Origin of the sequence: Litoreibacter ascidiaceicola, assembly GCF_900129235.1 — a bacterium.
In the GTDB taxonomy this organism is placed as follows: domain Bacteria; phylum Pseudomonadota; class Alphaproteobacteria; order Rhodobacterales; family Rhodobacteraceae; genus Litoreibacter; species Litoreibacter ascidiaceicola.
In genome coordinates, this window is sequence record NZ_FQUV01000001.1 from 401,325 (window position 1) to 418,048 (window position 16,724).

At 60.3% G+C, this 16,724-nt stretch carries 18 protein-coding genes; 14 read left to right on the top strand and 4 right to left on the bottom strand.

Features of this window, described 5'->3' with window-relative positions; translation table 11 throughout:
- The first annotated feature begins 32 nt into the window (after positions 1-32).
- The 11 genes from BUB72_RS01860 to BUB72_RS01910 all read left to right on the top strand — a co-directional run bounded on the left by BUB72_RS01860 (position 33) and on the right by BUB72_RS01910 (position 10,791).
- The gene (locus tag BUB72_RS01860; RefSeq protein ID WP_073139654.1) at positions 33-479 is read left to right on the top strand and encodes a tellurite resistance TerB family protein; all 447 of its coding nucleotides are present in this window, start codon (positions 33-35) and stop codon (positions 477-479) included.
- Between the two features lie 32 nt (positions 480-511).
- Positions 512-1,237: a phosphate/phosphite/phosphonate ABC transporter substrate-binding protein gene (locus BUB72_RS01865; protein ID WP_083588522.1), complete on the top strand. Its 726-nt coding sequence runs from the start codon at positions 512-514 to the stop codon at positions 1,235-1,237.
- 84 nt (positions 1,238-1,321) lie between these two features.
- Positions 1,322-2,101 (top strand): ABC transporter ATP-binding protein, encoded by a 780-nt coding sequence (locus tag BUB72_RS01870; protein ID WP_073139661.1) that lies wholly within the window; start codon positions 1,322-1,324, stop codon positions 2,099-2,101.
- A 39-nt stretch (positions 2,102-2,140) separates the two neighbouring features.
- On the top strand, positions 2,141-2,872 hold the full coding sequence (locus BUB72_RS01875; RefSeq protein WP_073139664.1) for a transporter substrate-binding domain-containing protein: 732 nt from the start codon (positions 2,141-2,143) through the stop codon (positions 2,870-2,872).
- A gap of 84 nt (positions 2,873-2,956) precedes the next feature.
- On the top strand, positions 2,957-3,823 hold the full coding sequence (locus BUB72_RS01880) for an ABC transporter permease (protein ID WP_073139668.1): 867 nt from the start codon (positions 2,957-2,959) through the stop codon (positions 3,821-3,823).
- An 85-nt stretch (positions 3,824-3,908) separates the two neighbouring features.
- On the top strand, positions 3,909-4,715 hold the full coding sequence (locus BUB72_RS01885) for an ABC transporter permease (protein ID WP_073139671.1): 807 nt from the start codon (positions 3,909-3,911) through the stop codon (positions 4,713-4,715).
- Positions 4,716-4,718: 3 nt separating this feature from the next.
- On the top strand, positions 4,719-6,053 hold the full coding sequence (locus BUB72_RS01890) for a glutamine synthetase family protein (protein ID WP_073139674.1): 1,335 nt from the start codon (positions 4,719-4,721) through the stop codon (positions 6,051-6,053).
- A gap of 114 nt (positions 6,054-6,167) precedes the next feature.
- Entirely contained in the window at positions 6,168-6,869 is a 702-nt protein-coding gene (locus BUB72_RS01895) for a type 1 glutamine amidotransferase (protein ID WP_073139678.1), read from the top strand.
- Positions 6,859-8,241 carry a glutamine synthetase family protein gene (locus BUB72_RS01900; RefSeq protein ID WP_073139681.1) on the top strand — a complete coding sequence of 461 codons (1,383 nt, stop codon included), beginning with the start codon at positions 6,859-6,861 and terminating at the stop codon, positions 8,239-8,241. The genes BUB72_RS01895 and BUB72_RS01900 overlap by 11 nt, the downstream gene beginning before the upstream one ends.
- The gene (locus BUB72_RS01905) at positions 8,238-9,533 is read left to right on the top strand and encodes an NAD(P)/FAD-dependent oxidoreductase (RefSeq protein WP_073139684.1); all 1,296 of its coding nucleotides are present in this window, start codon (positions 8,238-8,240) and stop codon (positions 9,531-9,533) included. Before BUB72_RS01900 ends, BUB72_RS01905 begins: the two co-directional genes overlap by 4 nt.
- A 73-nt stretch (positions 9,534-9,606) precedes the next feature.
- Positions 9,607-10,791, top strand: a complete 1,185-nt coding sequence (locus tag BUB72_RS01910; RefSeq protein ID WP_073139687.1) for a DegT/DnrJ/EryC1/StrS family aminotransferase — start codon at positions 9,607-9,609, stop codon at positions 10,789-10,791.
- On the opposite strand, the gene BUB72_RS01915 is transcribed toward BUB72_RS01910, so the two are convergent.
- Positions 10,788-11,756, bottom strand: a complete 969-nt coding sequence (locus BUB72_RS01915) for a LysR family transcriptional regulator (protein ID WP_073139690.1) — start codon at positions 11,754-11,756, stop codon at positions 10,788-10,790. The genes BUB72_RS01910 and BUB72_RS01915 overlap by 4 nt on opposite strands.
- 91 nt (positions 11,757-11,847) lie before the next feature.
- On the opposite strand from BUB72_RS01915, the gene BUB72_RS01920 reads away from it, so the two are divergent.
- Positions 11,848-13,230, top strand: coding sequence for an aminotransferase (locus tag BUB72_RS01920; RefSeq protein WP_073139693.1), 1,383 nt, complete (start codon positions 11,848-11,850; stop codon positions 13,228-13,230).
- An 11-nt stretch (positions 13,231-13,241) separates the two neighbouring features.
- Positions 13,242-14,030, top strand: coding sequence for a CatB-related O-acetyltransferase (locus BUB72_RS01925; protein ID WP_073139696.1), 789 nt, complete (start codon positions 13,242-13,244; stop codon positions 14,028-14,030).
- On the opposite strand, the gene trhA is transcribed toward BUB72_RS01925, so the two are convergent.
- Positions 14,027-14,677 (bottom strand): PAQR family membrane homeostasis protein TrhA, encoded by a 651-nt coding sequence (gene trhA / locus BUB72_RS01930; RefSeq protein ID WP_073139700.1) that lies wholly within the window; start codon positions 14,675-14,677, stop codon positions 14,027-14,029. The two genes, BUB72_RS01925 and trhA, sit on opposite strands and share 4 nt — an antisense overlap.
- Positions 14,678-14,748: 71 nt before the next feature.
- Complete coding sequence (gene phaR / locus BUB72_RS01935) at positions 14,749-15,315, bottom strand: polyhydroxyalkanoate synthesis repressor PhaR (RefSeq protein WP_073139703.1); 567 nt, start codon at positions 15,313-15,315, stop codon at positions 14,749-14,751.
- 176 nt (positions 15,316-15,491) lie between these two features.
- On the opposite strand from phaR, the gene BUB72_RS01940 reads away from it, so the two are divergent.
- Complete coding sequence (locus tag BUB72_RS01940; protein WP_073139706.1) at positions 15,492-16,091, top strand: hypothetical protein; 600 nt, start codon at positions 15,492-15,494, stop codon at positions 16,089-16,091.
- Between the two features lie 99 nt (positions 16,092-16,190).
- Here BUB72_RS01940 and BUB72_RS01945 read toward each other — a convergent pair whose 3' ends face one another.
- The gene (locus BUB72_RS01945; RefSeq protein WP_073139709.1) at positions 16,191-16,640 is read right to left on the bottom strand and encodes a phasin, PhaP; all 450 of its coding nucleotides are present in this window, start codon (positions 16,638-16,640) and stop codon (positions 16,191-16,193) included.
- Positions 16,641-16,724 lie beyond the last annotated feature (84 nt).

The window sequence follows — 16,724 nt, forward strand, 5'->3', positions numbered from 1 at the left end:
ACACCGCCCCGTCCGGCCTATCCTTTATCCGCATGATTGCTAACTTTTTCCAACGGCTAACCGCCGCAAAAGACGCCCCGCTGGATGCTGGCGACGCCCGTCTTTCCCTCGCTGCGCTGCTGGTCCGTGTGGCCCGCGCCAATGACGACTACGCTGACAGCGAAGTGGCCAAAATCGACGTGATTTTGGCGCGCCACTACCCCGATCTGGACGCCTCCGGCGCTGCCGCCTTGCGCGCGGAGGCCGAAGAGATCGAGGACAGCGCCCACGACACCATAAAATTCACCCGCTCCATCAAGGACGCGGTGGATCTGGACGACCGGATGGAGGTCGTCGAGGCTCTGTGGGAGCTGGTGTTGGCCGACGGCGAGCGGGACGCCGAAGAGGAGGGCGCATTGCGCCTGATCGCCCCGCTTCTGGGCATCAACGACCGCGACAGCGCCCTTGCGCGCCAAAGAGTCGAAGCCAGATTGGCATGATTGCCAGCCCATCTAAGTATGCCAGCCTGCCTATGTATGACAGGCCGGAAACGGCCGCCGCCAATGACCGGTTCTGGCGCCTTATTCGCGACCATCTGGGCGGCGAGGCCCCTGCGCAGCTGACGCGCGACATCCCCGACCTGATGGCACATTGGCAGTCCCCAGATCTTGTCCTGTCGCAAACCTGCGGCTTCCCCTACCGCGCGCAGCTTGCGGACAAGGTAAACCTTGTCGCCACCCCGGTGCTCGACCTCGACTGTGCGGCGGGGCACTATTATTCGGTCCTCATCGCCCATCGGACTCGCGCTGGTGCGTCGCTGGCAGAGTTCGACGGCGCAACCGCTGCCTATAACGACCCGATGTCGCAAAGCGGCTGGGCCGCGCTCCATAGCCATATGACCGGTGCCGGTCTGACCTTGGGGTCAACGCTCGCCACTGGCGCGCATCGGGCCTCGGCGCGCGCGGTGGCCGACGGGCGGGCCGCATTGGCAGCAATCGACGCGCTGACATGGCAGATGATTTGCAAATGGGACGATTTCGCGAAGAAGCTGTGTGTGATCGACCAAACCGCCCCCACGCCGGCCCTGCCCTATATCTGCGCCCGCTCCCTGCCCGCAGGAAAGACCCTGCGCGCGTTGCAACTGGCGACCGCCGCCCTCAGTGCAGCCGATCGTGCAACGCTCGGTATTTCAGGCGTCACATTGATCCCGTCCACGACCTATCTGGCGGTGCCGATCCCGCCCGTTCCGGACAGATGACCTAGCGTTAAGTCGCGAAACCCCATTGCAAAACTCTAGGATTTCGGCCCTATTGCGTCACTGTAATACAATCTGCGAGTTTCCGTGTCTGCCAACACACCTCCTGTTCTAGAAATCCGTAACCTGCACAAAGCCTATGGCTCGCTGGAGGTGCTCAAGGGCGTTTCCCTTTCGGCGCAGGCGGGTCATGTGGTGTCGCTGATCGGCTCCTCGGGCTCCGGCAAGTCAACATTGCTGCGCTGCGCCAACTTGCTCGAAGATAGCCAGCAGGGTGAAATTCTGTTCTGCGGCGAGCCTGTGACGTGGAAAAGCTCTGGCATGAACCGCCGCCCCGCCGACCACAAACAGGTCACCCGCATCCGCACAAATCTGTCCATGGTGTTCCAGCAGTTCAACCTCTGGGCGCATATGACGATTCTGCAAAACGTCATGGAAGCCCCGCTGACCGTGCTGGGCGAGGACCGAACGGTGGTCGAACCCCGCGCCCGCGCGCTGCTCGATAAGGTGGGCATCGGCGACAAATGCGACGTCTATCCAGCCCAGATGTCCGGCGGTCAGCAGCAACGCGCCGCGATCGCGCGCGCGTTGTGCATGGAGCCGAAAGCCCTGCTCTTTGACGAGCCGACCTCCGCCCTTGATCCCGAGTTGGAGCAAGAGGTGGTCAAGGTGATCAAGGACCTTGCCGCCGAGGGCCGGACGATGATTATCGTGACCCATGACATGCGTCTTGCGGCCGATGTCAGCGATCACGTGATCTTCCTGCATCAAGGAAAGATCGAAGAAGAAGGCGCGCCGGACGAGCTGTTCGGCAAGCCCAAAACGGAACGGCTGCAGCAATTCCTAAGCGCAACAGTTCCGGCATAAGTAACCTTAAGAACGACTCATAAACCAGGAGAATCCAACATGAAAAATCTGATCCTCGCCACCACCGCACTGGTGATGTCCGCCGGCATCGCCTTGGCTGACGGCCACGGCAAAACCATCCGTATGGGCACCGAAGGCGCGTACCCTCCTTATAACTTCATCAACGATGCCGGCGAAGTTGACGGCTTCGAGCGCGAACTGGGCGACGAGCTGTGCAAACGCGCCGAGCTGACCTGCGAATGGGTCACCAACGAGTGGGACAGCATCATCCCGAACCTCGTGTCCGGCAACTACGACACCATCATCGCCGGCATGTCGATCACCGCCGAGCGCGACGAAGTCATCGACTTCACCGACCCGTACACCCAGCCGGATCCATCCGCCTATCTGGGCCTGTCCGCCGATGTTGACCTGACCAGCGCCGTGATTGCGGCTCAGGCGTCGACCATTCAGGCCAGCCATGTGGCGTCGATGGAAGGCGCTACTCTGGTCGAGTTCGCAACCCCCGAAGAAACCGTCGCAGCGGTCAAAAACGGCGAAGCAGACGCGGTTCTGGCCGACAAAGCCTATCTCGAGCCCATCGCGGAAGCCGAAGCCGACCTGTCGCTCATCGGTGATGACGTCCTGCTGGGCGGCGGCATCGGTTTGGGCGTGCGCGAAAGCGACGGCGAGTTGAAAGAGATGTTCAACAAGGCCATCCAGTCGATGAAGGCTGACGGCTCCCTGAACGCGCTGATCACTAAGCACCTGCCCGGCTCGGCCACGTTCTAGGAAAACGCATGAGGTGGGGCACAGCGCTCCACCTCATCACTGCTTTATAAATACCTGAATCCTGACCTTTCGACAGGCCACCCCATCTTTAGTTATTGCGCCGATCCCACCACCCTCGAGGGCCTGTCCTGGCTTAGTTGCTACCTGACCACAGGCAAGCATATGGGGCTGTATTGGGCCTTCGGCACCGTGTTGATCCTGCTGGCGATCACCGCCCCGGCCGCGCTGATGTTCGGGTTTGGCGGCGCGATGGCCGCCCGATCCCGCATCCTGCCGATCCGCTGGTTCGGCAAAAGCTACATTGCGGTGGTGCGCGGCGTCCCCGACATCGCCTTTTTCCTGTTTTTCGTCATCGCCCTCGATCAGGGCTTCGAGTGGATGCGCCACCAGTACCTTTGCCCCGACTGGGACCAGCCCATCCGCCAAGGCAATGATTTCGTCGTCTGCCAAGCGGCCAAACTGCCCCAAGGCGACGCCCCGCAATGGGTGCATGAGGTCTACGGCTTCTTCACCGCCGTGCTGACCTTCGCCATCGTCTTCGGTGCCTTCGCCGCCAACGTGCTCTATGGCGCGATGAATGCGGTCCCCAAAGCGCAGGTCGAGACCGCGCAAGCTTACGGCATGACCGCGGCACAAACTTTCCGGCGCGTCACCGTCCCGCAAATGTGGGTCTATGCCCTGCCCGGCCTCAGCAACCTGTGGATGGTGCTGATCAAGGCCACGCCGCTGTTGTTCCTGCTCGGCGTCGAGGACATCGTTTATTGGGCCCGCGAGCTGGGCGGCACCAAAACCCCGCGCTTTACCGACTATCCCCATGGCGACTGGCGTCTGTGGTATTTCCTCGCACTGCTGGTCTTCTACCTCGCCTTCACCAAACTCTCCGAGTTTGTGCTGGAGCGCGTGATGAAACGCCTGACCCATGGCCAAGCCACGCTAGGGGGCAGCCAATGACGCGTCCGGACTTGCCAATGAGTGACGCACGCATGTGCTCCGCACAGGCTTTCGCGCACGCGTCGCCCCTTCGGGAGCGCCGGTCATGAGCTGCTGGGACACCGTTCAATCTTACGCCTTCCGCAGCCTCGGCTATGGCGAACGCCTCCTGCCGCGCGATGACTTCACCATTTGCCAGCAGGTAACCCTGATCGGCTCCGGCATGATCTGGAACATCTATTTCGGCCTTCTGGCCCTGATCGCGGGCTTCTTCCTTGCCAATCTGGTGGCGGTCGCCAAGGCCGCGCAGAACCCGTGGTTCCGCAAGCCTGCGGACTGGTTCATCCTGATCTTCCGCGGCTCGCCGTTGTTCATCCAGTTCTTCCTCGCCTATTTTCTGTTCCTCAACCTCAAGCAATCCACCGGCGGCTTCTCTTGGCTGACTTCGGCATGGGCGGGCGCGCTGGTCGTGTTGTTCCTCAACACCGCCGCCTATTCAGCCGAGATTTTCTACGGCGCGTTGCGCTCGGTCCCCAAAGGCGAGGTCGAGGCCGCAGACGCTTACGGCATGGCCGGCTGGACCCGCTTTCGCCGTGTTGTGTGGCCAACAATGCTACGCCTTGCTTGGCCCGCTTACACCAACGAGGCGATCTTCCTGTTCCACGCCACCACGCTGGTGTTCTTTTCCGGCTTCCCCGCCTTCCAGCAAAAAGGCGACGCGCTGTATTACGCCAGCTACTTTGCGGACAAGACGTTCAACCCCTTCGTGCCCTACCCGATCGTGGCGGGGTACTTTATTTTGCTGACGCTGGTCGTCATCACCGCGTTCGGGCTTGTAAACAGATATTTGAACCGCCACCTCCCACAAGACCAACGGCGCAAGATCCGTTATCGTCCTCAAATCATCAGGTAAATTATGGACAGCTGGCTTCGCGACAACCCGACCGTGCGCAACATTCGCGCAGCGGTCGCAGATCTGAACGGTCAGGCGCGTGGCAAGCGTATGCCCACCCGCTTTGCCCATAAGCTGACCACCGACGGCTCCCGCATGCCGATGTCGGTGCTGAACGTAGACATCTGGGGCGAGGATATCGAAGACAGCCCGCTGGTCTTTGCCTCCGGCGACCGTGACGGCGTGCTGATGCCGACCGAACGCGGCTTCGTGCCGATGCCATGGCTCGCCAACCCGTCGGCACTGCTGCCGATGTGGATGTTTCTCGAAGACGGCACGCCGTTTCAGGGCGACCCGCGCCACGCGCTGAAATCCGTAATCGACCGGTTTTCCGAAAAAGGCCTGCGCCCCGTTGTGGCGACCGAGCTGGAATTCTACCTGATCGACGATTCCGGCGAGGATCTGCAACCGCCCCCCTCACCGCGCTCCGGCAAACGCCGATTGGGTGGCGAGGTCTTGTCGATGCGTGCGCTGGACATGTTCGACGACTTTTTCACCGAGCTCTATGACGCCTGCGAAGCCATGGACATCCCCGCCGAAACCGCCATCTCGGAAGCCGGAATGGGCCAGTACGAGATCAACCTCGTGCACACCGATGACGCGATGAAGGCCGCCGATGATGCGTGGCTGTTCAAACTGTTGATCCACGGGCTTGCCCGCAAACACGGGTTTGCCGCCAGTTTCATGGCGAAACCCTATGTGGAACACACCGGCACGGGCATGCACACGCATTTCTCGATCCTTGACGAGGCAGGCAAAAACATCTTCGACAATGGCGGCGAGGAAGGCACCCCCGCCCTGCGCCACGCCATTGCCGGCTGCATCGCGGCCATGCCCGCCTCGATGTTGATCCTCGCCCCCCATGGCAACAGCTACGAGCGCTTCACCCCCGGCGCGCACGCCCCCACAGGCATCGCTTGGGCCTATGAGAACCGCACCGCCGCCATTCGCGTGCCCGCCGGTGCCCATCAGGCCCGCCGGATCGAGCACCGCGTCGCGGGCGGCGACATCAACCCCTACCTGATGCTGGCCGCGGTCTTGGGCGCGGCTTTGGTCGGGCTGGAAGACGAAATGGAGGCCCCTGCGCCGATCACCGGATCCGCCTACGAGGCCGACCTGCCACAGCTGCCTACCACTTGGCCCGACGCCATCGCCGCCTTTGAAAGCTCGGAGCTGTTATACCGCATTCTGCCGCGCCAGCTGATCCGCAACTTCCTGATGACCAAGAAGCAGGAATGCCAATATTACGAGGAGCTGACCGAGGCCGAGCGCATCGACCTGTATCTCGACACGGTCTAGTTTTGTCTCCTTGGGTTTCATCTTGGCAAAAATATTCTCGCCGAAGGCATAGCCCCCTATCCAGCTTCAAAACGCTCGGATAGCCTCACCAAAGATACGCTCAAAGAGGCACAGATGAAAATCGGCATACTAACCTGCGGTCACGCAGCCCCCGAAGTGGCAGAAAAGTTCGGGGATTATCCCGGCATGTTTCATGCCCTGCTCGACGGCCATGACTTCACCTTCGAGGATTACGATGTGGAGCATCTTCAGTTCCCTGCCAATATCCACGATTGCGATGGTTGGCTGCTGACCGGATCGCGTCACGGGGCTTATGAAGACCACGCCTTCATCCCGCTCTTAGAGACATTCATCCAGCAAGCCTACGCCGCGCATGTGCCGATGGTCGGCATCTGTTTTGGCCATCAGATCATCGCGCAGGCTCTTGGCGGCCATGTCGAGAAATTTAACGGCGGTTGGGCCATTGGCCTCACTGATTACAATTTCGACGATCTGGGCCCCGTGAAGCTGAACGCATGGCATCAGGATCAGGTGCTGCGACTGCCCGACGGCGCCAAAACCGTTGCCTCTAACGATTTCTGCGAGAATGCGGCGCTGGTCTACGACACCCGCGCCTATACCGTGCAGCCGCATCCGGAATTCGGCGGGCCGATCATCGGTGAATATGTCCGCCTGCGCAAAGGCAGCGCCGATTACCCCGATGACATCATGGACCGCGCCGCGAAAAACGCGGCCCAAGGCACGGATAACCACATCCTCGGTGCCAAGATCGCCGAATTTTTCAAGCAACCCCGAGAGGTCGCCAATGCCAGCTAAACCCAAGGTCAAAGATGTCGACTGGATGGAGCACCTGCCCGAAGCGGCTGCCGAATACCTGAAAGGGCACCGCTTGGACGAGGTCGAATGCGTGGTCTCCGACCTGCCCGGCATTGCACGGGGAAAGGCGGTACCTGCCTCCAAATTTGCCCGGCAATCGCAGTTCTTCCTCCCCAACTCGATATATTTCCAAACCATCACAGGTGGCTGGGGCGAGGCCGCAGGCGAAGGCGGCTTTACCGAGCCGGATATGGTCTTGAAGCCGGACATGAGCACCGCCTGCGCCGCGCCTTGGACGGGCGACTGGACCTTGCAAGTGATCCATGACGCCTTTGACCAAGCCGGTGAGCCGATCGCCTTTGCCCCGCGCAACGTGTTGAAGCGCGTGGTGGACTTGTACCGCAAGGAAGGCTGGGAGCCGGTCGTGGCCCCCGAGATGGAATTCTTCCTTGTGGCCCGCAATATCAATCCGGCGGAAGAAATCGCGCCGATGATGGGCCGCTCCGGCCGCCCTGCCGCTGCCCGTCAGGCCTATTCCATGAGCGCCGTGGACGAGTTCGGCCCCGTGATCGACGACATTTACGATTTTGCCGAGGATATGGGCTTCGAGATCGACGGCATCACGCAGGAAGGCGGTGCGGGACAGTTGGAAATAAACCTGCGCCACGGCGATCCGGTGAAGCTGGCGGACGAGATATTCTATTTCAAACGCCTGATCCGCGAGGCCGCCCTGCGCCACGACTGCTTTGCCACCTTCATGGCCAAACCCATCGAGGGCGAGCCGGGCAGCGCGATGCATATCCACCACTCGGTCGTGGACACCAAAACCGGCGCAAATATTTTTACCGGTGCGCGCGGGGCGGAGACGGATGCGTTCTACCACTTCATCGCAGGGTTGCAGAACCACATGCCCTCGGTCATCGCCCTGATCGCTCCTTACGTGAACAGCTACCGCCGCTACGTCAAAGACCACGCAGCACCCATCAATCTCGAATGGGGCCGCGACAACCGCACAACGGGTATTCGAGTGCCGGTTTCCGACGCCGCGTCGCGCCGCGTGGAAAACCGTTTGGCGGGCATGGATTGCAACCCGTATCTGGGCATCGCCGCGTCTTTGGCCTGCGGCTATCTGGGGCTGAAGCAACGCAAACGCCCGACCAAGGAATTCAAAGGTGACGCCTATCAAGGCGAGGGTGAAATCCCGCGGGACCTGTTCTCGGCACTGGAATTATTGCGCAATGCCAAAGAGATACATAAGGTTCTTCATCCTGATTTTACCCGTGTCTACGACATCGTGAAAACCGCCGAGTATGACGAATTCCTGCAGGTGATCTCCCCTTGGGAGCGCGAGCATTTGCTTACCAACGTATGAACCTGCTGGACGCCAACGACCGGCGGGGCAGCTATCCGGACGGCTGGTATGCCGAAACCGCCGACCTTTTGGAGCCGTTCGCCCCGTTGCGCGGTGACACCCGCGCTGATCTATGCGTGATTGGCGGCGGCTACACCGGATTGTCTGCTGCGTTGCATGCGGCGCAAGCGGGGTTGGACGTGGTACTGATCGACGCCCAACGGGTGGGCTTCGGGGCGTCGGGGCGCAATGGCGGACAGGTGCAATCGGGCTTTAACAAATCCCAGCAAGCTCTTGAAAAGATTGCAGGGCAGGAGGATGCGCGCAAGTTGTGGGAGATGTCTCAGAACGCCATGGCGCTGACCAAGCACCTTTGCGCCACCCATGCGCCGGAGGCCCGTTTCAAACCCGGCATTGCCCATGCCAACTGGCAGGCCAGCGAGACCCGCGACGACCACGCAGAGGCGGCCTATCTGGCCGAGCATTACGGCTACGACCAGATCGAAACCCTGTCGCGGGACACGCTTTACGACATCCTTCGCGCGCCTGCCTATCAGGGCGGCACGCTGGATCACGGCGCGGGGCATCTGCATCCGTTGCGTTACGCTTTGGGGTTGGCGCGAGCCTGTGTGGCGGCGGGCGTGCGCATCTTCGAAACCACCCGCGCGCATGAGATCAAAGGCACGACCGTGCGCTGCGATTACGGACAGGTTAACGCATCGCACGTCATTCAGGCGACGAACGGCTACGGCACCGGACTGAGCCGCCCGACGGCGGCCCGCGTCATGCCGATCAACAATTTCATCGCCGCCACCGCCCCGTTGGGTGACCGCGTGGCCGAGGTTCTACGCCGCGACATTGCCGTGTCTGACAGCAAGTTTGTGGTGAACTACTACCGCCTGAGCGAGGACAACCGCCTGCTGTTCGGCGGCGGGGAAAGCTATGGATATCGTTTCCCTAAAGATATCGCCGCCGTCGTGCGCAAGCCGATGGAGCAGGTGTTTCCGCAGCTCAAAGGCATAGAGATCACCCATGCATGGGGCGGCACGCTGGCGATCACCATGTCCCGCCTGCCCCATATCTCGCGCCCGCAACCCGGCGTGCTGGCGGCGGCGGGATATTCCGGTCACGGCGTCGCCTTGGCGGGGTTCACGGGCAAGGTTCTGGCGGATGCGGTGCGCGGCGACACCGACGGGTTTGAGCGGTTGGCACGGCTTCCTACCGGCCGGTTCCCTGGTGGGGCGGCGCTGCGCTCTCCGCTGCTGGCGCTTGCGATGACGTGGTATGCGACCCGCGACAAACTGGGGATCTAGCACCCCCTTTTCGAAGATCAAAAACTAGGTTACAGATTTTCCGAAGGTAAATTTTGGAAAAGGCGAAGCTGCAATGCGTGACCTCCCGATGGAAGCCCCGAACACCTATAACGCAGAGCCGATCCCCGAAGCGGCGCGCGCGGAAATCGACGCGCTGATGCGCTCGGGCGATCTGTTCCGCTACACCGCGCCGGAAAATTCCCCAGTCACCCTGCTGGAGCAAGAGTTCGCAGCGCTTCTGGGGTCCAAATACGCGCTGGCGGTGTCGTCCTGTTCCGCCGCTCTGTTCCTTGCCTTGAAAGCGCTGGACCTGCCCCGCGACGCCAAAGTGTTGATCCCTGCCTTCACCTTCGCCGCCGTGCCATCCGCGGTGGTTCATGCGGATTGCTTGCCGGTTCTGGTCGAAGTCGAAGACAACTACCGTGTTGATCTGGACGATCTGGAACGCAAAATTGTCGATGCAGACGCCGTTCTGATCAGCCACATGCGGGGCCATACATCCGATATGGATGCGATTTTGCGACTGGCGGACCAGCACGGCTTGCCCGTGGTCGAGGACGCCGCGCACTCGCTTGGCACCACATGGAACGGAAAGAATATTGGCACGCTGGGCAAGATCGGCTGCTTCTCGTTCCAGAGCTACAAGATGATCAACGCAGGCGAAGGTGGCATCATGATCACCGACGACGCGGAACTGGTGGCCCGCGCGGTCATCATGTCCGGCGCGTATGAGCAGAACTGGTCAAAACATGCCATCGTGGGTGAAGAGGCCGCAAAGTGGCAAAACAAGCTGCCGCTGTATAATTTGCGGATGCAGAACCTCAGCGCTTGCGTGATCCGGCCTCAATTGCCGGAACTTGCGCGGCGCGTGACGGACGGGCGCAGCAACCACGACTATGTGGCGGCACGGCTTGAGGCCAGCGGCTATTTCACCGTTCCCGCCCCGTTAGGGCCGGAACTGCGCGCGCCGGATTCGATCCAGTTCAACCTAAATGAGTTTTCGGAAGGACAAGCCCGCGCCTTCATGGACGCCACCCAAGCGCGCGGGGTCAGCACGCAGGTGTTCGGCCTGTCGAAGGACAATGCTCGCGCGTTCTGGAACTGGCAGTTCATCCCAGGTGACGTACCCGACCTGCCCAAAACCCGTGCCATGCTGGCGAAAGCCTGCGACACCCGCCTACCCGCGCGGCTGGCCCGTGAGGAACTGGACTATATCGCGGACGCCCTGATCGCTGCGGCGCAAGACGTGCGCGGCTAGCTCAACACCCGCATTTTATCTTTGAGCCACGGCATCTTATGAGTGCAGTACTCGACGATATCGCGCTGGAACAACGGGCGCATCTCGGCCGCGACGCGGGCTGGAATGTCTTGGGTGGCCCCTTCACGCGCCATCAGCGAGATGCGGCGCGACAGCGGCTCGAACGGCGGCTCGAACACGTCGACGCGGTCGATGAACCGCTTGGCCCGCATCACCCCGAGCGGGGTCAGGATGGTCCAGCCCTCACCGCGCGCGACCATGGCCATGATCGCGTGATAGCTGTCCAACTCGAACCGGTGTGAGGCTTGCAGCTTGACCCGCGAGAGGTGCGAGGCGATTTGGCGCCCCATCACATGGCGCGAGGTGTAGAGGATCAGCGGGTTGGCCCTGAGAGCGGTCATCAGGTCGCCGCCTTCCCGCACCATACGCCGTGGGGTCACGACAACGAACGGATCCTCCATCAACGGGTGGACCTCGTAGGACGGTGGCAGATCGCCCGGCTCTGCGGCTACAGCCATATCCAGTGCGCGAGCTTCGAGCTGGTCCAGCAAGCGGTGCGACGCGCCGGTTTCCAGCAGGAATTGCGCCTTAGGCATTTGCTCGGCCAGCCGAGTGAGCAGCGCGGGCGTTACGTCAGCGTCGAAATCCTCGATCACGCCAAGGCGCAGGCGCATGCGGGCGGAGAGGTCTTTCAGGGTCAGCTCCGACGTGGCCAACGCGGCTTCGTGCAGAATAGTCTGAGCGCGGCGCAGGAACAACTCTCCGGCTTGGGTCAGCGGCATCGGGCGTTCGGTCCGTGTCAGCAGGCGCGCGCCAAGGGCGGCTTCCAGATTGGACAGCTGCTGGCTGACGGCGGACGGGCTGGACCCTAACCTGCGCGCGGCGGCGGTAATCGACGGCTCTTCGGCGGCAGCGACGAAAATTTCTATCTGCCACAGCGTTATTTTTCCCGGTGTGTCGACCATATGAAATCCCTAGCACACAGGCGTTAATCCCGATTGCCGAGGTCTCGCGCCACGCGTAAGCTACCCTCAACTCAACATGGAGACCAGAGACATGCGTGACGATAGCCCCAACAGCTGGGAGGCCCGTGCGGACGCCCATTCTTTCTATGGCTTTACCGATCTGCCCTCGATTGCGGAGCGCGGTACGGTGGTGTTGACCCATGGCGAAGGGCCATATGTGATCGACGTTCACGGGCGCAGATATCTCGACGCCAACTCCGGGCTTTGGAATATGGTCGCGGGGTTTGATCACAAAGGCATGGCCGAGGCCGCGAAGGCGCAATATGATCGCTTCCCCGGCTACCACGCCTTCTTTGGCCGGATGTCGGACCAGACGGTCATGCTGTCCGAAAAGCTGATCGAGGTCTCGCCGTTCGAGCGGGGCAAGGTGTTCTACACTAACTCCGGCTCCGAGGCGAATGACACGCTGGTCAAGATGCTGTGGTTCTTGGGCGGAGCCGAAGGCAAGCCGGAACGCCGTAAAATCCTGACGCGCAAAAACGGCTATCACGGGGTGACGGCGGTATCTGCGTCGATGACTGGCAAGCCCTATAACTCGGTGTTCGGGCTGCCGTTGGACGGGTTCATCCACCTAACCTGCCCGCATTACTGGCGCGAAGGCCGCGACGGCGAGAGCGAAGCAGAGTTCACCGCCCGCATGGGCGCGGAGCTGGAAGAAGTCATCGCCCGCGAAGGGGCGGATACCATTGCGGCCTTCGTGGCGGAGCCTGTGATGGGCGCTGGCGGGGTCATCCCGCCATCCGAGGGATATTTCCAGATCGTCGCGCCAATTTTGAAAAAGCACGGCATTCCATTGGTGGCCGACGAGGTCATCACCGGCTTCGGGCGCACCGGATCAGATTGGGGCTGTCAGGCATATGACTTTATGCCCGACGCGATCATCTCGTCGAAGAACCTGACAGCAGGCTACTTCCCGATGGGCGCTGTGATCCTTGGGCCGGAACTGACCGACCGCCTGCAGGCGGCGGCAGATGCAATCGAGGAATTCCCGCATGGCTTCACCGCATCAGGCCATCCGGTTGGCTGTGCCATCGCGTTAAAGGCAATCGAGGTGATTATGGAAGGCTCTGACGGGGCCGCGCCGTTGATCGACAATGTCCGCGCCATCACCCCGAAATTCGAGGCGGAAATGGCGCGTTTGGCGCAGCACCCACATATCGGGGAAGCGCGGGGCATTGGCCTGATGGGCGCGCTGGAAGCGGTGAAGGACAAGGCGACGAAAACACCTTTCGACGGCTCGCTGAGCGTGTCGGAGCGGATTGCAAACACCTGTACCGACCATGGGCTGATCTGTCGCCCGTTGGGTCAGGCCGTGGTGCTCTGCCCTGCTTTCATCATGACCGAGCCGCAAATGGACGAGATGTTCCAGAAGCTGGAGGCGGCGTTGAACAAGGTGTTCGAGGACGTCGTCTAAGGGGCAAGCTCGTGGCCCCGAAGCTCAATAAGAACCTTAGCTACCTGAAAAAAATAGGGCTGCGCGTTGCGCCCGGGTTCAATACGCGCGGCCGGTCTTTGAACCTCGCGTTCGAGACCCCGTCGCAACTCAACAACGGACCGGCTTTTTATTACAATGACTTGCAGATCGGGGCCTACTCCTACCTGCGCACCGGCACCGTGCGGCATGTCCGGAGGATCGGGCGCTATTGCTCGATCGCTCCCAATGTCACGCTGGGTGAGAGTGAGCATATGACGAATTGGCTCTCAAGTTCGACGGCGTTTCACCGGGCTGACCAGTTCAGCTTCTACCCTCCCGAAAAAGAGGCCGCGGCGGCGCGGGTTTTGCCGATGGACGCAGCCCCGCACGATGCGGCGACGGGTGATGTCGACATTGGCCATGATGTCTGGATCGGCACCAATGTCACTGTCCGTCGCGGCGTTACCATCGGCACCGGTGCCGTCATCGGTGGCGGGGCCTTTGTGGTTAAGGACGTGCCGCCATACGCCATCGTTGCGGGAGTTCCGGCCAAGATACTGCGCTACCGTTTTCCCGACAAAGTGATCGAAGCGATGCATCTGGTGCGGTGGTGGGAGTTCGACGCCAATGATCTGGCCGAACTGCCCTTCAACCAGCCCTTAATTACATTGCTGAAGATTGCCGAGCAGGAAGCTGCGGGAACTATCGCCCGCAGGCCGGAGGATTTTGGTCAGATCCACTTGACGACCAAGGGCTTCCACGTCCTGCAAAGCCCTGCTTCGCCCCCCACGCCGACCTAGGCCGCGCCTGTCGACAGCGTCACAGCAGCAAAGAAGCAGCCGGAGGCCACGACGACAAAGCCGTGCCAGATCGCGTTGGAGAAACGCAGGCTTTCCCATTTGAAGAACAAAATCCCGGCGGTGTAGAGAATGCCGCCGGACGCAGCACACCAGCCCGCAGCGGGTGAGGTCTCAAAGACCGACCACATCAAAGCGACGCTGATCCAGCCCAAGCCCACATAGAGCGCCGCGTTCCAGCGACCCGGAGCGGACCACCGGAACAGCTTGGTAATCGCCCCGAACAACGCCAAGGCCCAGACGATCGCCAGCACCACATAGCCGAACGCGGTACCGATGGTGACGACGAATGGCGTATACGTCCCTGCGATTTTTAGAAAAATGGTCGCGTGATCGGCGCGGCGCAGATGGGTGCGCAAATGCTCCCACGGGGTCATGTGATAGGCCCCTGAAACGGTGAACATGGCAATCAAGCCGACCCAGTAGACGCACAGCGCCACAAGCTGGCCTGTCGTAATGTGGTCCCAGCGGTAGGCCAGAAACAACACGATCCCGATTAACGACGCACCCAATCCAAGCCCGTGGACCAACCCGTCGGCGATTTTCTCGGCACGGGAATATTGCGGATAAGGAGTGTCATGATCAGCCATGCTGCAATCATAGACCCAAAACTTCACATTTCGATGCGACCGCCACGGAAACTTCCGTGACGTCACCCCGGCTACTTGCCCATTTTGGCGACGGCCGCCTGCATGTCTGCGAGCTGTTTTTTGATCGCATCAAGCTCTGAGGTGTCTTCTTTCTTGGGTTTGGTGCCAGACTCGGTTTCGGCGTATTCGTCGGAGCCCGGGCCGGTCCAACCGCCCATCATGGTCTTCATGAACGCCTCTTGCTGCGCCTTGATCTGTTCGAACCCCGGGACGGCGTTCATCGGGCTGGCGATACGTTCGACCATCTTGCTCTGGCCTTCGCGCAGCATCTCGAAGCTGGCGGCGAGGAAGTCGGGCACCATGCTTTGGGCATTGGTGGTGTAGCTGCGCACAAGGTCGGTCAAGACATTGATCGGCAACACGTTTTCGCCTTTGCTTTCATTATCGGCAATGATTTGCAGCAGGTATTGGCGGGTTAGGTCGTCACCTGATTTCAGATCAATGATCTGAACGTCACGGCCTTCTTTGATGAAGCCGGAGATATCATCGAGCGTCACATAATCGCTGGTCTCGGTATTGTAGAGCCGCCGAGAGGCATAACGTTTAATCAACAACGGTTTCAGATCAGCCTTACCCACGAAATATCTCCCAATATTGCAGCGCAGAAAAACGCTAGCGCAGGTGCAGAAGAAAAGAAAGGGGGCGCGGAACTTGCCGCCTAAGGCTCATCGGCCTTGCAAAGCAACCATAAACTGCGCAATCCTCGCCCCGTCGATGTATTTTAAGACCAACACATTTTAGAAGGACATGCCTCATGGTGAATTATGAAGGCCAAGTTATCGCGATCCGCAGACTGTCTGCCGAGGTCGATATCGAACTGACCAAACTCCTCGGACGCACCGAGCCGATGAAAGCGGGAACGGCGGCCCATGCTGATCTTGCCCGCAAGATTGACCAATGGCGCGGAAGTGCTGCGGCGATGCAAAAAGCTGTGCGCTCCAAAGAAGGCCTGCTGAACAAATCGCATGGCAGCAGCTTGAAGAAGCACGGAAATTACGAAGCCAAACAAAGCTATGCCAGCCAGATGGGAAATATGAGCCGTCTGCGGAAGGATTTGCTGGCCCTGCTGAACAAGATCGCCGATTTGATCAACGCGGCCACCACCCCTGTCAGCGACGAAGTGGCAATCATGAACGGGGTCAAATCCGCTCTGAAAGCTATTACCGAAGGTGGTGATGATATCGTGCTGACCCAGCAGCAGACCCAGACGCTGACGGCCCAAATCAGTAAGGCAAGCGGTCCGATGGAGTCTATCGAAGGCTACAACCCGAACCAGCCGGTGGGTTTGCTTACACTGGCATTGGTGATGTTCGTGACTGCGAAGAAACTTCTGGGGCGCAACAGCAAAGCCTAGCCTCTTCCCTATCGCGCAATAAAAAAGGGTGGGCACAAGGCCCACCCTATAAATCTGCGCGCTTTAGGGAGGATAAGCGGCAGTATTTTGAACTTAGGCTTAAGCTACTTTAGCAGCTTTTTTAGCCGAAGCAGCCAGTTCGTCAGTTGCTTTTTTAACAGCAGCCGAAGTGTCTTCCTGGATGTCTTTGCCAGCAGCCATCAGCAGCTCAACAGTTTCCATTTGAACTTTTTTCGCAACTTCAGCGAAAGCAGCCATGTGCTCAGCGGAAGTTTCAGCAGCGGACGACGCGAAGTCGGAAGCGGCTTTTGCGTAGTCAGCAGGCTCTGCTTGGGCTTTGGTCACGCCGGACATTTTTGCCAGAGTTTCTTTAGTCCATTTGGAAGACAGGTCAGCGGAAGTCGCTGCTGCGTCCAGTGCAACTTTGGACATTTTTTCGCCCAGAGCAGCAGAGTTTTTAACTGCTTCGTTGTAAGCGGACATGTCTACCGGGAAGGCAGCTGCCATGTCGGAGAATACTTTAGTGAAGTCTTGTGTTTTGTTAGCCATTGTCATGGTCTCCAGTTATGTGGGCCAATTGCGGCCCGATGTCTTGTTTGCGTCTGCAGCATATGTACGTGCTGCACTGCGGCA

What these genes read in the sequence shown, in the direction of transcription:
- BUB72_RS01885 (WP_073139671.1), top strand. Translation starts at nt 3,909, where the DNA reads ATGAGCTGCTGGGACACCGTTCAATCTTACGCCTTCCGCAGCCTCGGC.
- BUB72_RS01890 (WP_073139674.1), top strand. Translation starts at nt 4,719, where the DNA reads ATGGACAGCTGGCTTCGCGACAACCCGACCGTGCGCAACATTCGCGCA.
- BUB72_RS01860 (WP_073139654.1), top strand. Translation starts at nt 33, where the DNA reads ATGATTGCTAACTTTTTCCAACGGCTAACCGCCGCAAAAGACGCCCCG.
- BUB72_RS01920 (WP_073139693.1), top strand. Translation starts at nt 11,848, where the DNA reads ATGCGTGACGATAGCCCCAACAGCTGGGAGGCCCGTGCGGACGCCCAT.
- BUB72_RS01905 (WP_073139684.1), top strand. Translation starts at nt 8,238, where the DNA reads ATGAACCTGCTGGACGCCAACGACCGGCGGGGCAGCTATCCGGACGGC.
- BUB72_RS01940 (WP_073139706.1), top strand. Translation starts at nt 15,492, where the DNA reads ATGGTGAATTATGAAGGCCAAGTTATCGCGATCCGCAGACTGTCTGCC.
- BUB72_RS01910 (WP_073139687.1), top strand. Translation starts at nt 9,607, where the DNA reads ATGCGTGACCTCCCGATGGAAGCCCCGAACACCTATAACGCAGAGCCG.
- BUB72_RS01915 (WP_073139690.1), bottom strand. Translation starts at nt 11,756, where the DNA reads ATGGTCGACACACCGGGAAAAATAACGCTGTGGCAGATAGAAATTTTC.
- BUB72_RS01875 (WP_073139664.1), top strand. Translation starts at nt 2,141, where the DNA reads ATGAAAAATCTGATCCTCGCCACCACCGCACTGGTGATGTCCGCCGGC.
- BUB72_RS01900 (WP_073139681.1), top strand. Translation starts at nt 6,859, where the DNA reads ATGCCAGCTAAACCCAAGGTCAAAGATGTCGACTGGATGGAGCACCTG.
- trhA (WP_073139700.1), bottom strand. Translation starts at nt 14,677, where the DNA reads ATGGCTGATCATGACACTCCTTATCCGCAATATTCCCGTGCCGAGAAA.
- BUB72_RS01865 (WP_083588522.1), top strand. Translation starts at nt 512, where the DNA reads ATGTATGACAGGCCGGAAACGGCCGCCGCCAATGACCGGTTCTGGCGC.
- BUB72_RS01945 (WP_073139709.1), bottom strand. Translation starts at nt 16,640, where the DNA reads ATGGCTAACAAAACACAAGACTTCACTAAAGTATTCTCCGACATGGCA.
- BUB72_RS01895 (WP_073139678.1), top strand. Translation starts at nt 6,168, where the DNA reads ATGAAAATCGGCATACTAACCTGCGGTCACGCAGCCCCCGAAGTGGCA.